The sequence below is a fragment of the Lysinibacillus sp. A1 genome (assembly GCF_000801965.1).
In the GTDB taxonomy this organism is placed as follows: domain Bacteria; phylum Bacillota; class Bacilli; order Bacillales_A; family Planococcaceae; genus Lysinibacillus; species Lysinibacillus fusiformis.
Genome location: NZ_JSZM01000012.1, coordinates 174,733 through 190,773, shown reverse-complemented (window position 1 = coordinate 190,773; position 16,041 = coordinate 174,733). Strand labels below are relative to the sequence as shown.

13 protein-coding genes are annotated in these 16,041 nt (G+C 36.4%); 5 read left to right on the top strand and 8 right to left on the bottom strand.

The genetic code is table 11. The features are described 5' to 3' along the window. Positions 1-24: 24 nt before the first annotated feature. Positions 25-213, bottom strand: a complete 189-nt coding sequence (locus PI85_RS10440) for a hypothetical protein (protein WP_036123515.1) — start codon at positions 211-213, stop codon at positions 25-27. A 123-nt stretch (positions 214-336) separates the two neighbouring features. On the opposite strand from PI85_RS10440, the gene PI85_RS10435 reads away from it, so the two are divergent. The 3 genes from PI85_RS10435 (at position 337) to PI85_RS10425 (ending at position 1,979) form a co-directional block, all read left to right on the top strand. Continuing rightward, complete coding sequence (locus tag PI85_RS10435) at positions 337-525, top strand: DUF2187 family protein (RefSeq protein ID WP_004224583.1); 189 nt, start codon at positions 337-339, stop codon at positions 523-525. A gap of 79 nt (positions 526-604) precedes the next feature. Next, a complete protein-coding gene (locus tag PI85_RS10430; protein WP_036123513.1) occupies positions 605-1,222 on the top strand; it encodes a CPBP family intramembrane glutamic endopeptidase in 618 nt (205 codons plus the stop codon). Positions 1,223-1,283: 61 nt separating this feature from the next. After that, a complete protein-coding gene (locus PI85_RS10425) occupies positions 1,284-1,979 on the top strand; it encodes a hypothetical protein (RefSeq protein WP_036123509.1) in 696 nt (231 codons plus the stop codon). Positions 1,980-2,097: 118 nt separating this feature from the next. Here the strand turns inward: PI85_RS10425 and PI85_RS10420 are convergent, their stop codons facing one another. Together PI85_RS10420 and PI85_RS10415 are read right to left on the bottom strand one after the other, a co-directional pair. After that, a complete protein-coding gene (locus PI85_RS10420; RefSeq protein WP_036123507.1) occupies positions 2,098-2,544 on the bottom strand; it encodes a MarR family winged helix-turn-helix transcriptional regulator in 447 nt (148 codons plus the stop codon). Between the two features lie 122 nt (positions 2,545-2,666). Then, entirely contained in the window at positions 2,667-4,034 is a 1,368-nt protein-coding gene (locus PI85_RS10415; protein WP_233301107.1) for an ATP-binding protein, read from the bottom strand. A 310-nt stretch (positions 4,035-4,344) separates the two neighbouring features. Here PI85_RS10415 and PI85_RS10410 point away from each other — a divergent pair, with 310 nt between their 5' ends. Further along, entirely contained in the window at positions 4,345-6,084 is a 1,740-nt protein-coding gene (locus PI85_RS10410; RefSeq protein WP_036123504.1) for a B12-binding domain-containing radical SAM protein, read from the top strand. A gap of 703 nt (positions 6,085-6,787) precedes the next feature. Here PI85_RS10410 and PI85_RS10405 read toward each other — a convergent pair. Further along, positions 6,788-8,143 (bottom strand): TrkH family potassium uptake protein, encoded by a 1,356-nt coding sequence (locus PI85_RS10405; RefSeq protein WP_036123502.1) that lies wholly within the window; start codon positions 8,141-8,143, stop codon positions 6,788-6,790. 497 nt (positions 8,144-8,640) lie between these two features. Between PI85_RS10405 and PI85_RS25055 the strand changes: the two genes are divergently transcribed. Further along, positions 8,641-8,772 carry a hypothetical protein gene (locus tag PI85_RS25055; protein WP_255350098.1) on the top strand — a complete coding sequence of 44 codons (132 nt, stop codon included), beginning with the start codon at positions 8,641-8,643 and terminating at the stop codon, positions 8,770-8,772. Positions 8,773-9,002: 230 nt separating this feature from the next. Here the strand turns inward: PI85_RS25055 and PI85_RS10400 are convergent, their stop codons facing one another. The 4 genes from PI85_RS10400 to PI85_RS10385 all read right to left on the bottom strand — a co-directional run bounded on the left by PI85_RS10400 (position 9,003) and on the right by PI85_RS10385 (position 16,029). Then, complete coding sequence (locus PI85_RS10400; RefSeq protein ID WP_036123499.1) at positions 9,003-9,761, bottom strand: TerC family protein; 759 nt, start codon at positions 9,759-9,761, stop codon at positions 9,003-9,005. Positions 9,762-10,099: 338 nt separating this feature from the next. After that, on the bottom strand, positions 10,100-11,185 hold the full coding sequence (locus PI85_RS10395) for an SDR family oxidoreductase (protein WP_036123496.1): 1,086 nt from the start codon (positions 11,183-11,185) through the stop codon (positions 10,100-10,102). Positions 11,186-11,204: 19 nt separating this feature from the next. Beyond that, on the bottom strand, positions 11,205-14,258 hold the full coding sequence (locus tag PI85_RS10390; RefSeq protein ID WP_036123493.1) for an efflux RND transporter permease subunit: 3,054 nt from the start codon (positions 14,256-14,258) through the stop codon (positions 11,205-11,207). A gap of 193 nt (positions 14,259-14,451) precedes the next feature. Continuing rightward, positions 14,452-16,029, bottom strand: a complete 1,578-nt coding sequence (locus PI85_RS10385; RefSeq protein ID WP_008174169.1) for a peptide chain release factor 3 — start codon at positions 16,027-16,029, stop codon at positions 14,452-14,454. Positions 16,030-16,041 lie beyond the last annotated feature (12 nt).

The window sequence follows — 16,041 nt, the reverse complement described above, 5'->3', positions numbered from 1 at the left end:
TAACTTACGACAATGTTCGACAAATTAACTCCTAGGTATTTCGTTATAAGTATAGATAATTCGTCCATTTTGCTTGGCCTCACCTCTGAAATGTTTAAATAAAGGATGCGCTACAAGAATTTCTCGAAATTCGTAAAAATCTTCCTTTTGAATTTCAATACTTCCTATTTCCCCATTTTGTAATTGTTTAAGCATATTTTCGTATCTTTCCATTAGTTTTATTCCTTTCTTTTCATCTTTTGTGTAATAAATTATGAATTATTTAAAAAAAGCTTTACGTTTACCATTTTTTCGTGCAAACTGTATATTATTAGTCGATGAAGGAGCTGACTGTCTGTGAAAATAGCTGAAGTTGGAAATATTATCGAGTTTAAAAATGGTCTCCAAGGTATTGTCGAAAAGGTAAATGAAAATTCGGTGATCGTTAACTTAACATATATGGAGAATTTTGATTCCCTTGAAATTGAAGAGAAAACGGTCGTCAATCATAAACGTTACAAAATTTTATATACGAATGAAGCTTAATAGTCTGAATAGTCCCTATTTGTCTTTATAGATGATATGGGGCTTTTTTTTTGATAAAATTAAAGCATGGAGGTCGTATATGCTAACAAATTCAAAACAAACAGTACTATTACTCCTTTCTCTATTATTCGTTTATGGCATGCTTGCCTTTACCTTTGCTAACCAAGCAGTATTTTGGTACATGTATGCATTTACCTTACTAGTATGTATTGCCATTGCCATATTAGCTGGTTCTATTGAAGATCAATTACCCACATGGCAATTTTTACTCTTTGGGATTGGATACGGTACCATCACATATGGTATTATTCGCTTCGGTTATTGGCTTGCTCCATTTATTAATAATAACTTAGTACAATCAGTTCATAAATTTTTAACAAACTATGGACCGCAAAATATTTGGCACTATGCATTACTTGTTTTTATTGTTGCCATCGGCGAAGAATTATTTTGGCGTGGTTATATTCAGCAACAATTAAAACGCTTTATGCGCCCTACTCTGGCTATCCTAGTGACGGCAGTTTTATGTGCAATCTCCATTGCCCTCAGTGGTTTTATTTTAGGCGTGGTTGCTGCACTGGTGACAAGTATTATTTGGGGCTTCTTGTATGAATGGAAGAGAAGTATGCCACTTGTTATTGTAGCTCATGTTGTTTTTGTACTATTATTATTTTTAGTGTTACCTTTAACATCATAACATTATTATTTGGAAACATTTTAGCTTTACTAACGTTTAATTTAGAAAAGGAGGGTTTTTTATGCAAAAAAAATTATTTTCAATTCTTGCATTATTATTAACAGCAGTACTAGTAGTAGGTTGTAATACCTCTGAAAAAACAGAGGGTTCAGATACTCAACAAAATGAGCCGTCTGATACTGCTGCCGATCAAAAACCATCTGGCGATGAAACAGCAGGTGAAGCACAAGAGGAAGAGAATACAGATACACCTGCATCAAATGAAACAAATACTGAGGATGCTTCTAAACAGCCTCAACAAGATGTGACTTACAAACAAAATGGTGTAGATAAAACAGAAAAGGCAACTGAATCTAAAAGTGTTGACCAAAGCTATAAGCTACAGCAACTTCCAGGATTCACATTAACGCAAGAAGAGCCAGGTAAAGATATGCTAGTTTCTAATGATGATGACGAAGTGTTTATGCGTATTGAAACAATTGAGGCATCACAATCAAGCTTTACTGAAGTAAAAACAGCTATGCAAGATTATATGAATGCTGTAGGTGAAACAGTAGCTTTAACTACTGATGAATTAGCTGCATTCAAGGATGTTCAAAATATTGAAGGTTATGTTGTAGACTTTGACACAGAGAAAGTAATCGGGGTTGTTTTTGAAAATGATGGTCTCATTACAAAATTAACGATTCACGATAATGATAAGCAAGATTTAACGAATGCTATGATGAACATGGCAGCAACTATTTCTAAAAAATAATAATTCGTAATACAAGAAGGACGATAGACAAGGCATTGTCTATCGTCCTTTTATGTATGTTTGAGATTTTTTTATCCACATGATTAAAAAGTTGTCTCAAATGAATGAGACAACTTTTTTAATAAGATAAATCTTTAATAGAAAGGCCCATCTTCTTTAATAACATAATAGCCAGCTCTTTTTCTTCTGAAGATAATACGCTCATTATTTCATGCAAATGCTGCTCATGCTTTGGGAATAGTTCTCCCATAAATGCTTCGCCTTCATCCGTGATTTCTGCATATGTCACACGACGATCTGAAGGACAGGATACACGCAATAAATAGCCTCTTTTTTCAAGCTTATCAATGACATACGTAATAGACCCACTGGCAAGTAAAATTTTATTGCCAATTTGCTGTAACGGCTGTCTTCCTTTATGATAAAGAAGCTCGAGAACTGCAAATTCAGTTGGGTTTAAACCATTATCCTGAAATAATTGATGTGTTGTCTCATTAATAGCTTTAAGTGCACGTGACAATACAATATATAATTTTAAAGATTGTTTTAAGTCTTCTGACGTCATATTCTTTTCCTCTCACTTCGCTCTTTATACTTGACATTATAGCGATATTAGAAAAGCATTGTCAAAAGCATTATCCGATTTAGAAGGTTATATTGTTGTTATCCAACCCATTTTTACTCTCTTTATGTTACTAAATAGGCAGCATCTTTTGTGGATACTTCCATTGTATCCACTTGGTTAAATGTATAAATTGGGAACTGTAGATGGAAGCATGTCCCCTTCTGTAATTCACTACTAACACCTATAACTCCATCGTGCTCTTCGATAACTTTTTTCACGAAAGCAAGGCCCAGTCCTGTCCCTGTTGATTTTGTCGTGTAAAAAGGCTGGAATAGGTTTTGAAGGGTTGTGCTATCCATTCCAACGCCTTCGTCTTTAATTGTAAGTTCAACAATCGCGCAGTCATTTGTTGTCATTTCTACAGTAATCGTACCACCATTATTCATGGATTCCATCGCATTTTTGATGAGATTCATTAATACTTGCTTTAATCGATTTTCACTTCCACCAATATAAACTTGATTAGGAATTGAAATGTACTGAATCATAATATTTTTCATGAGTGCATCTGGTAACATGAACTCAATGACTTGTTTTACAATATGATCTAGTTCCAATAACTCCACTTTCATAGTTGATGGCTTGGACAAAACTAATAGCTCTGATAAGATTTGTTCCATTCGTTGAAGCTCACTATCAATGACAGAAAGGTACATGCGTGATTCATCGTCAGCATTTATTTTTAATAAATCAGTAAAACCCTTTAAAGAAGTTAATGGATTACGAATTTCATGCGCAATACTCGCAGCCATTTGTCCAACAACATTCAAAGCTTGTTGATGCTCCACTTTATGTTGAAGTTGCTTCTTTTCTGTTTCATCATTAATAACCGTGACAATAATGTTATTGTATTCATCAAAAATACTGGAAATTTCATAATAGCAAGTTCTACTTACTTGTGTTTCATCGACAACGTGTAGACTTGCATGTTTGTCACCCATTAATTTAGAAAGGTAGGATGTAATTTGCCCTTTTTTCAATGTAAATAGATCAAATATATGCTGATGAGCTTTATGGAGCAGCTGCGAGCTCTCTACTTTGAGAAACATTTCTGCATACTTATTAAGCCCAAGAATAATACCGCTAGCATCACTTACAATAACAGCATAAGGTAAGTAATCATATGCATTAAAAGATTGGGATCTTTCATGCTCTTGACTAACGTATAATTTATGGGGGACATCTTCATTTAATGTTGAAATTTGCGCAACAATTTCCTCTGCATTTGGGTCGTAGAAACATTTAAATGATAACATTTCGTACTCATTTCCTACTGTGCGAATGTTGAAAATTTCTTCCGATCGTAAATCCTTTTGTAGTTGTTGGACGAACTTCGCCCATTTAAATTTAGATGGCTCGTCCATAGCCAAATTGCCAATATACGTTAAATTAAGATTAAATAGTTGGATAGCAGCCTCATTGACGTTCAAAATTTTCCCTGCTTTATTGAGTATAAGTGTTGGTGACGAAGTACTTTTCATAAGATTTCCAAAACATTGATTAATATCATTTTGCTTCAACTTTCTCACCGAACCTTTCAAAAGAGTAAAAAACCTCTAAATCGAATTTTGAGCCTTTACTATACATTATGACAGCACGATTCTATTATTACAAAATTTAGTAAATTTAAGTATTTTAAATTATTTCACGAACTGTTCACAAAATAAATAGGTAAAAAGAATTATATTGTATGTCAAATACTTGACTGATACAATTAGATACTGAAAGGAAGATTATTGTATGAATACTATTTTAACTACTTTAAACGCAAAGTATATACACACAAATCTAGCATTACGCTATTTAAAAGGTGCCGCTGCACCCGAATTCAATTCAATTATAGCAGAATATACAATTAAAGACCCTGCTTTTAATATTGTATCAGATTTGTTCCAAAAAAAACCTGATATCGTTGGATTTAGCTGTTATATTTGGAATATTGAAGAAACAGTTCATGTTATTAAAATGTTAAAAACGGTCTGTCCAGATGTTAAAATTTTGCTTGGAGGTCCTGAGGTTTCTTACGATTCCCACCATTGGCTACGCCGTATACCTGAAGTAGATTTCATAGTGATGGGTGAAGGAGAAACTTCATTTAAGCAATTGTTACGTTATTTACACGGTGAAATATTACTGGAGGATGTCCCTGGAATTTGCTATTTGGAGGACGGAAAAGTTAAGATACACGCTCAACCACCTAAAATAGATTTGCGTGAATTAGCGAGTCCGTTTCGCTTCGAAGAGGATCTTCCTCACCTTGGGAAACGTATTCAGTACATTGAAACAAGCAGAGGCTGTCCATTTAGCTGTCAATTCTGTTTATCTTCTATAGAGGTTGGTGTTCGATACTTTAACCGAGAAAAAATTAAGGAAGATATTCGTTTCTTAATGGATAATGGCGCTAGAACTATAAAATTCGTGGATCGAACGTTTAATATAAGCCGTAGCTACGCTATGGAAATGTTCCAGTTTTTAATTGATGAACATAAACCAGGTGTTGTATTCCAGTTTGAGATTACTGCCGATATTATGCGTCCGGAAGTTATCCAATTTTTAAATGACAATGCGCCGAGAGGCTTGTTCCGCTTCGAAATTGGTGTTCAGTCCACAAATGATTTAACCAATACACTTGTACAGCGTCGCCAAAACTTTGAAAAACTAAAGCGAACAGTGACAATGGTTAAAGATGGTGGAAAAATCGATCAACACTTAGACTTAATAGCAGGTTTGCCTGAAGAGGATTACGCAAGCTTCCGTCAAACCTTTAATGATGTTTTTGCCATGCGACCAGAAGAACTTCAGCTTGGTTTTTTAAAGCTTTTACGCGGTACAGGGCTTCGAGTGGAGGCTGAGAAGTTTGGTTATACTTACGTCGATCTAGCGCCTTATGAAATCTTTTCTAATAATGTCCTTACATTTGATGATATTGTTCGCATTAAACATGCAGAGGATGTTCTGGAGAAATACTGGAATGATCATCGTATGGATCATACAATCGAATATTTAGTAACCGAGGTCTTCGATACACCATTTGACTTTTTCCAAAGCTTCGGTACGTATTGGGAAACTAAGGGATGGTCCCGTATTGGCCATCAATTAGAAGATTTATTCCGTCGTTTACTAATGTTCTTAGAAACTGTAGATGGCGCGAATTTAAACATTATACAAAGCTTAATGCAACTAGATTATCTAACAGCTCAGCAATTCCAGCCCCGTAAACTATGGTGGAAGGAACGCCCAACAATAGAGCAACAAAAAACAATCTACCAGACATTACGTGAAAATCCGGCTATCGCTGGTGAGGCTTTTGCAGGCTTTAAACTTACTGAGAAAGAGCTGTTTAAGCATACTTTGGTAATCCCACATGCTCTCAATTATGATGATTTCTTGAATGGCAAAATTGTACAAAAAGATGGCTATCTTTTAACTTATTTCCGTCATGGTCAAGCGCCTTACTTTGCAACAATCCCCACACTTTAATAACAAACGCTAGTCCTGTATGAACGATCAGGACTAGCTTTTTTATGGTCTTAAACAATTCTTAAAGATGCCCTGAAAAAGAAACGGGTAGCTGTTTTATATCGTTTCTGCCTTTTTAATCTATTAGTCAAGTATACATAGCGATTCTAAAAAAAGTTTAGGGCAAATTCCTTAAAAACAAACAATCTATACGTTGAAAATATACCCACTTCAAATGTTCACATTCGGGAAAAATAATTTTAAATTTTCCGAAAATTTTGTGACAACTTACACATTCAGGCGTTTTAGTAACAAATGGAGCCCTCTTATTCTATATCAGACACGTTTATTTATTTGTTTATTTTTATGTATTTTATATTGTATTGGAACTACCTATTCCATTCAATAGTTAATTTTCAATTCCTAAAAAATGTATAGAATTAGTATAGAGTTTTTTTAATGTATATACAGTTGTAATGACAACTTTCGACAATTTCATCTCTTTTTACTCCTATATAATAGAAGAAAGTCTATTACTCCTAAATGCTCTTTCTAGCTATCGAAAAGAGAATACATTTGTGTATGACTGCTTCATTATGAATACAGCTCACACAGCTATGTAGCTCCCAAACAAGTACATTATTACTTAACACTTTTGACGAAAAAAAGGGGCAAACTCATGGAAGCCCCTATAAAACCTATAGTTAGCAGCATTTAATTAGCGTTAACCGATAATTACACGTTCCTTTGGATAATGGAATTTCGATTTCTTTCCACGTCCACCACCACCTAGTGTATACAGGAAGGAAATTAAACCAACTCGACCAATGAACATTAACATAATAATTATTACTTTGCCAATGACCGATAAATCTGAGGTTATTCCTAATGACATACCACAAGTACCGAACGCAGAGGTAATTTCAAAAATAATTTGAATAAGGGAGGCGTGTGGCTCTGTAATAAGCAAAATAATCGTTGCAATTAAAACCATGAAAAAGGCTAATAAGATGACAACGAAGGAGCGGAAAACATCAATTAAATGAATTTCTCGCCCAAACACTTGAATATCCTCTCTCCCTCTTGCAAATGTAATTAAAAATAAAATAGCTATGGCAAAAGTAGTTGTTCGAATTCCTCCCCCCACTGAACTTGGTGAGGAACCTATGAACATGAGAAAACTCATAAAAATATCTGTCGCCTCACTAAACGTCGTCACATCGTAAGTTGTCAGCCCAGCAGATCTCGTCGAGACAGAATGGAACATCGCTGAAAAAAGCGCCTCATGCCAGGACATTTCCTTGAAAGAATGGAAAGATTCGAGAAGTAAAATGACTAGAGCACCAACAACAAATAAAATGGCATAAGTAGACGTAGTGATTTTTGTAAACAAGCTAAATCGAAAATTCGCATGACGTTTGAGTAAAAAAGTTTTTAGTTCAATTAAGACAGGGAATCCGATTGCCCCTAACACAATAAGTATCATTGTCACCAATTGAACAAAATAATCATTATGGAATGGCAATAAGCTCATTCCCGTAATGTCAAATCCCCCATTTGTCGTAGCAGAAATTGAGGCGAATACTCCGTGTAAGAATGCTTCTTCTAACGTATCAAAATAATTGGTAAAATGTAGAGTTAAAATAAACGTACCTGCTACCTCAATACCAATTAAGATTTTTAAGATTTCACGTATTAATTTCACAACACCTGACAAATTGTACTGGTTGTGGTCAATCATAATTAACTGACGCTCACGCATCCCTATTTTTTTCCCGACTAAGAGCCACACAAAGGTACCCAGTGACATAATACCAATTGCACCTAACTGTAAAATAACAAGAATCATCACAAGTCCCAATGTCGTATACGTTTCAGAAATATTAATAGTTGTTAAACCAGTGACACTTACTGCACTTACTGCCGTAAATAGACTATCTAAAAAGGAAACCTTTACTCCTTCTTGATGAACGCCTGGAAGCCGTAATAACAGGAAGGAAATCGCTATAGCTATAAAATAATAAGAAACAAGTACCTGAAATGGTGTGACAAGTCTATTGGAAGATTTTTTCCAAGGCACTTTAACAACCCCTCCTACATATGATGCCCAACTAGATAGATTATAGTATAGAAAAAATACAAGAAAAAAGAAAGAGGAATAGTTATTACTATACTTTTTGAGAATGAGACGATATCTGAACAAAAATGCATTTTTATTTTGGAGGTGAAATTTTGAATAAGTGGTTAAAGGCTTGGAGTATATTTATTTTTACAATCGGAGGATTATTAGTATTACTAATAATTGCGAGTGTTTTTTGTTTTTTTTGCATTTTAAGGCTAATTTACATCCAGATTAATCTGAAGAAGCAATGGTACTTTTACAAGCAAACTATCCAACGATGACATACGAAATTTCTGGTGAAGCAATTTGCAAAGAAAGTTTTATATCTTCTATTGAGTATTTTCATTATGATTTACCTATCGAACATACACAGGAAAAGATTTTCTCACACTGCACAATCGGTTAATGTCAAAAAAACTCGAACTATGTAGGTGGAGTGTTTATGTAGAAGTTGATTGGAACGTAGAGTGGCGACGTGGGAAAAGCGGGAACGTATAGATCCTGGACTGAGCGCAGCGATGGAAGCAGCTCTGCCCCGCTGTGGAAAGCGTCCTCCAATAGTGGAGATTAAAGGCTATACTTTATAAACAGTCGCCTAGATTGATTCTAAGCTATTTTCTCCTGTTGAAAAGTAAATCCTTAAAGTGATAAACAATGTTGACGAAAAATCACATTCATGACGTAAGCTTACCAAAACCTTGTAAGTACAAGTGAGATTAGATTTAGTAGTAAAATATCATAGAGAATGAAATACCAAAAGCCATCGATCATAATACGTTCGATGGCTTTCAACTACAGCTGAATAATTCAATCTAAGCTATTTTTTATTTCGAACACCTACTAGATAACCTACAAATGCTATGCCGAGTAAGACAATCCAGAATGTTAACTCCCATGCAGTGGAATGTGGGAATTCTGCAGGTAATATCCCTACTTTTTCATGAGCTAATGTTAAGACAACGAGCTTCACACCTACCCAGCCTACAATTAAAAATGCAGCTGTTTCAAGTGAAGGATAATCATTTAATACTTTGACAAACCATTGGGCAGCAAAACGCATCATAATAACCCCGATAAACCCACCAAGGAGCATGACGATAAATTGTCCACCATTAATGCCACCGATATCAAAATTCCCCAAATGAGGCAATGTGACAGCGATAGCTACTGCAGCCAACATGGAATCAATAGCAAATGCAATGTCTGCAGCTTCTACTTTGAGTACTGTTAACCAGAATCCAGACCCCTTTTTCCCAGTCTTTTCACTCGTCTCTTCTTCTTCATCATCTTTATGTTTACGTAAATCATAAATATTTTTCGCCGACATAAATAGCAGATAAGCCGCACCTACTGCTTGTATTTGCCAATAGTTTACTAAAACTGTAATGACAAAAAGCGCAGCGAATCGAAAAATCAGGGCGCCAAATAGTCCATAAAATAACGCCTTTTTTTGTTGTTCTTGCGGTAAATGTTTGACCATTACAGCCATTACTACTGCATTATCAGCTGCTAGTAATCCCTCTAATACAACTAGGACAATTAAAACCCAGCCGTATTGTAATATTATTGCTTCCATTTATGCTAGTGCCTCCTCTAAGCTCTAAATACCCAAATGACTAGTTCCACTAAAGTACAAAAGAAAAAAACCCCTGCCATATGTAGGCAAAGGTCTCGCTAAGTAAATTAGTACCTTATCGGTACATCAATCTACACGTCATCAGTCATCATTTTACGCATAGAGCCATTCACTATCACATCCGATGGTCAAACCATGTCTTGACGAATGTGAAACCAGGTAAAATAATTGCAAAACCTGTTAGCTACTCCCCTTTGACAAAGTGTCGAAGGTATCTTCTTTCAAACATTATAGCACTATCATTTACAGCTGACAAAAATATCTATATTGTTTTTTCATTACTTAATTTGTATCTGGTAGCTCTTATCTTCTTTATGTGCTAAATAAAAATCAATCATACGCGGCATCGTCCGAATAAAATCAGGACATGTAATTCCACCTTTTTGCAAAATTTGCTGGGCTTCATTCGTGTCGAATGTGGCATTCCATGTTAAATAATCTAATGTCTCCTGCTCCACCCCTAGCTTTCTCCGAATAAATGGAATTTGCAAGGATAGCTTTGCCCACGCAAACGGTAAACGTCCCTTCGGATAAGCATTCGTTACTAGTTTCACCATAGTACGATATACTTCCTGTACAGGGTGAGGATTCGGATCTGTTAAATGAAGGGTCTTACCTTCAGCCTCTTGTTCTGATGCCAAAAAAGTTGAGGCATTTAATATATAATCTACTGGTACTACATTGATCGTAGATGTAGATTGTCCAATATAAGGAATTATAGGTAAACATTTTAAACGTTCTACTAAATTTAAAAAGAAATAGGGGCCATCAAACTTAATTGTTTCACCCGTTTCCGAATGCCCCCTCACAATACCAGGTCTAATAATTGTTAATGGAATTTCGGATTTTAAATCTTCTACTCGGAGCTCAGCCTCATATTTTGTCTCTTCATAATAATTTTTAAATGCGAATGGTCGAATCAGTTCATTTTCACGCAGTACCCCCTCACGTGTACCAGCCACATATGCCGTACTAAAGTACATATAGCGTTTTAAATGGGGTAAAGTGCGCACAAATTCATTCACCATTGTTGTCCCATGTACATTCACTTTCCAAGCAATATCACGGGGTACAGCTAGATCGTATATAGCTGCCAAATGCCAGAACACTTCAATTTGAGGTACGATTTCTTCAATTACTTGATTATCTAAACCGAGGTTCGGCAAGGTAATATCACCCTCAACAATACGAATCGATCCATTAGGAAACTCCTTTAGTATTTTATTTTTCTCTTGATGAGCTTTAATGGTTTCGCCAGCTAATACAATTGCTATAACCTGTTGTGTTTGTTTTTTTTGGAACAATGTCCTAATTAATTGACTTGAAATGAAACCAGGAAAACCAGTAAAAAAATGAACTTTCATCTCCCATTCCCCCTCGATTCTAACGCATCTTTCTTGTTTCCTTATCCACTAAACTATAAACAATCGGTACAATATATAGTGTTAGTAACGTGGACGTCACAAGTCCTCCAATCACTGCAATTCCCATCGGTTGATTCATCTCTGTTCCTTCCCCAATGCCAAGTGCAAGTGGAAGCAATCCTAAAATAGTCGTTAACGCTGTCATTAAGATAGGACGGAGACGATCCTGAGTAGCCAGTAAAATGGCTTCATACGCTGACATACCATTCGCTTTTTGCTGGTTAATATAATCAACTAACACAATACCGTTATTTACAACAATCCCTACAAGCACTAAAATTCCTATTACAGATGTCACACCCATTAATGTATTTGTGGCAAACATGGCGATTGCTACACCTATGATCATTAATGGCACCGTAAACATAATGACAAACGGATATTTGAATGATTCAAATTGAGCAGCCATCACAATATAAACTAATATAATTGCCAGAATAACGGCTAGTAGCATATCATCGATTGCACTATCATAAAGCTCTCGATCACCGCTAAATACAATTTGCGTAGTAGGTGATAAATGAGCACTCTCTATTGCTTTATCTACCTTTGCTGATATTCCGCCTAAAGATTCCTTCGTTTCATATTCAACAAAAAATGCCACTGCTGCAGCCTGATCAGAACGTCGAATAGAGACAGGACCCTCTTCTATAGAAACTGTAGCAACATCCTCTAATTTCACAAACAAGCCTGCAGGTGAACGAAGTTGCATTGCTTTTAGTGAATTCACACTATCGTTGAAGGTCTGTCCGAAACCTGTGTAGACAGGTAACACAGCACCATCCTCTGCTATTAATTGGGACGTTAATTGCCCTCTTGTCATTTGATTGACAGACTGTGCAATTTGGGCCGGTACAAAACCATAATCTTTTGCATTCTCTCGATTGACCTCAATTTGAATTTCTTGAACCGTATTATCTAAATCTGTGGAGACTTTCGTCACTTCTTCAATCGCTTGTAGCTCTTGTTGTACTTTATTAACAGCCTGTTGGAGCCTTCCTTCATCAGAGTCAGTTAATCTAAACGTTAAAGTATGTGGTGATGAGCCAGTTGCTGTCGATACGTTAAATGTCAGTTCAGTCTTGTCTTCTAACTCTCCCTGTAATTCTTGCTCTAACTCTTCGACAAATTCAAAAATTGAACGTTCTCTATCCGCTAAAGGCACTAGCTTTACATACATTTCTGCTTGGTTCGGGCTAGTTTGTCCACGTGATTGAGATTGTTGTGTGCCACCAATTAAACTAACATAAACATCTACATCTTTTTCCTGCTTTAAACGTTCCTCGATCTTCCTGACAACCTTTTCAGTTTCAGATACAGCTACACCCTTTTCAAGATTGACGCTAATGGTTGTGAATCCTTCATCGGTAGGTGGTAAAAATTCAGTACCAATTCTAGTCAATCCGAATAATGATAGACCAAAGCAAACTACTGTGAAAATTAGTATGAGCATACGATGCTTTAGAACCCAAACAATAGACGACTTGTATCGCTTATAAAATTGAGATTGACTACGCTGCTCGTAAAAGTTAATACTTTTCATTTTTAAAAGACGACTCGCTAGCATCGGCACTACTGTAAGGGCAACTACTAAAGAGGCAATTAAACTAAATGAAATTGTGAGAGCAAATTCTGTGAAAATTTGTCCAATCAATCCTTCGATGAACATAACAGGAATAAAGACAGCTATTGTTGTTAGGGTTGAAGCTGTGATAGCAAGAGCAACTTCCCTTGTCCCTTCCTGTGCTGCTGTAATAGGATCCTTTCCTAGCCCTAAGTGTCTTTCAATATTTTCAATAACAACGATCGCATTATCCACTAGCATGCCAATACCCAAAGCTAGAGCACCTAAAGTCATAATATTGAGTGAAAAGTCAGCAAAAAACATCAATACAAATGTCACTATTACTGAATAGGGGATAGCGATACCAATGATGATAGGGCTCTTTACACTGCGTAAGAACACAAAAAGGACGAACATTGCAAACAATCCTCCTAAAATTAAGGAAGAGCCGATATTACTAATAGCAACATCTACGTAGTTGCCCTGATCTACTAATATGTCTGCTGTTATTCCCCTGTATCGCTCTTTCTCTAGCAGATCATTTAAGGTTTGTTGAAATTCCTTTGACACTTCTGCAGTATTCGCACCCGACTCCTGTATGACAGACATAAGAACTGCTGCATGCTCATTGGCACGAGTTGTCGTTACAGATGGCTGTTCTGCCCTTTTAACAGAGCCGAGATTGCCAATTGTTAACGCTTCACCTGTTAAAGGATTCACAGAAACGATTAAATCGGCTATATCTTCAGGGGAAGTTAATGTACTAACAATCCGTGTTGTTAACATTTTTCCATCATCAGTTAAAACAGGATCACCAGGAAGTGATACATTGTTCGCTTGAACGATTTGAATAATATCTGCCTGTGTTAAGCCTTTTTCGACTAGCTTTCCTTCATCTAATGTAATTTGTATTTCCTCTATAAGCTTCCCCGAAACATTCACACTTGCGACACCCTCTGTCCGTCGAAGCTCCTTTTCTAAATCCTCTGCTAATAAGCGCACATCAACATTTTCATTTTCTGCGCGCAATGATAGCTGAATAATTGGAAATTGAGATGGATCAAACTTTAAAAAGCTTGGCTTGCCCGCATCATTGGGAAGAGGCGTCATATCAATTCTTTGTAAAATATCAAGTTGGACATCTTCTAGGTTGGTGGACCAATTGAACTCAAGGACGATTAAATTGCTTCCTTCTTGCGAGGTTGACTGTAGTTTCTTAATGCCTGGTAAGGTGGCTAGTGTTGCCTCTAAAGGCTTCGTTACTCTCTCATTCACCTCTGTCGGGCTTGCTCCAGGATAGGAGGTGACTACTACACCTATCGGAGGATTTAACTCCGGAATTAAAGTAATTGGTATTTTTAATAACGATACACCGCCTAATAAAATGACAAAAAGCATCGTTACAATTGTAAAGACCGGTCTTTTAATTGAAAAATTACTAATGTTCATATGATAAACTCCTTTTTCTACCTCTTGCTTTCTATGATAGCCGAAAAGGGGATTATTTTATAAATAGGCTAATTTTCTACCATCTAGCGCTGGGCAATCTTAAATTTCCTAATACTGTATATATTCTACAGTCAGTGTCAAATTTCCTTGCAAAAAAACACGAATCGCAAAATTGTCGATTCGTGTTTGACTATTAAAGAAGGCTATAAAGTTTAATGTTCTCATTTTTATCGTTAAACCAACGCATGGCAAATTCATTTTCGAATAAGAACACAAGGTTGTCAAAACGGTCTTTCACCAGCATTGAACGACCAGAGGACATGGACTCCTTAACATCCTCTTCATTTTCAATCCAACGTGCAATTTTTGAACCAATTGGCTCCATTCTTACTTCCACATTGTATTCATTTTTCATACGATGTTCGAATACTTCAAATTGCAGTTGACCCACTGCTCCAAGAATGACTTCTTCTGTGTGCAGTGTTTTATAATATTGAATAGCACCTTCCTGTACTAATTGTAAAATACCTTTATGGAATTGCTTCGATTTCATTACATTTTTAGCCGTGACACGGACAAATAATTCTGGTGTAAACTGTGGTAATTTTTCAAATTGGAATGTTTTCTTACCACCCACAACTGTGTCTCCAATTTGATAAGTCCCCGTGTCATATAACCCGATAATATCTCCAGCAACAGCTTCATCTACAGTCTCACGATCATCAGCTAGGAATTGTGTAGATTGCGTAACTTTAAAGGATTTGCCTGTACGAGACAATGTCATATTCATGCCACGCTCAAATTTACCAGAAACAATACGTACAAAGGCAATACGGTCACGGTGTGCAGGATTCATATTAGCTTGAATTTTGAATATGAATCCTGAAAATTCTTCTTGTTCAAGCGGATCAATAAACTGCTCATCTTCCGTAATTCTAGGCTGTGGTATTGGTGCAAATTGTAAGTAAGTTTCTAGGAATGTTTGTACCCCAAAGTTTGTTAAAGCTGAACCAAAGAACACTGGTGTTAATTCGCCACGACGAATTTTTTCCTCCGAATATTCATTACCAGCCTCGTCTAGTAGTAAAATATCGTCCATTGCTTGAGAATAATAAGAAGTGACTTTCATTGGATGTTCTACAGCAAGTTCACCATTTTCATCTATTGGTAGAAAGCGCTCTGTCTCATCCGTACGGAACTGCTCAATACGCTTATTGTAACGATCATAAATACCAAGAAACTCTTTCCCCATACCAATCGGCCAGTTCATTGGATACGCATTAATTCCTAGTACTTCCTCAAGCTCTTCAATTAGCTCAAGCGGCTCTTTCCCTTGACGGTCTAATTTATTAATAAAAGTGAAAATCGGAATACCGCGCATTTTACAAACCTTAAATAGCTTTAATGTTTGTGCCTCGATCCCTTTAGCGGCATCCACTACCATGACAGCACTATCTACTGCCATTAGTGTACGATACGTATCTTCTGAGAAGTCTTGGTGCCCAGGGGTATCCAAGATGTTTACACGTGAGCCATTATAGTCAAACTGCATCACGGAAGAAGTTACGGAGATACCACGCTGCTTTTCGATTTCCATCCAGTCAGATGTTGCAAACTTACCTGTTTTTTTCCCTTTTACTGTTCCTGCGTCACGAATGGCGCCACCAAAAAGTAAAAGCTTTTCTGTAATCGTCGTTTTCCCAGCATCAGGGTGACTGATAATGGCAAAAGTACGACGCGATTGTATATCTTTTTCTAAATTTGAATTCATCTCGTCATTCTC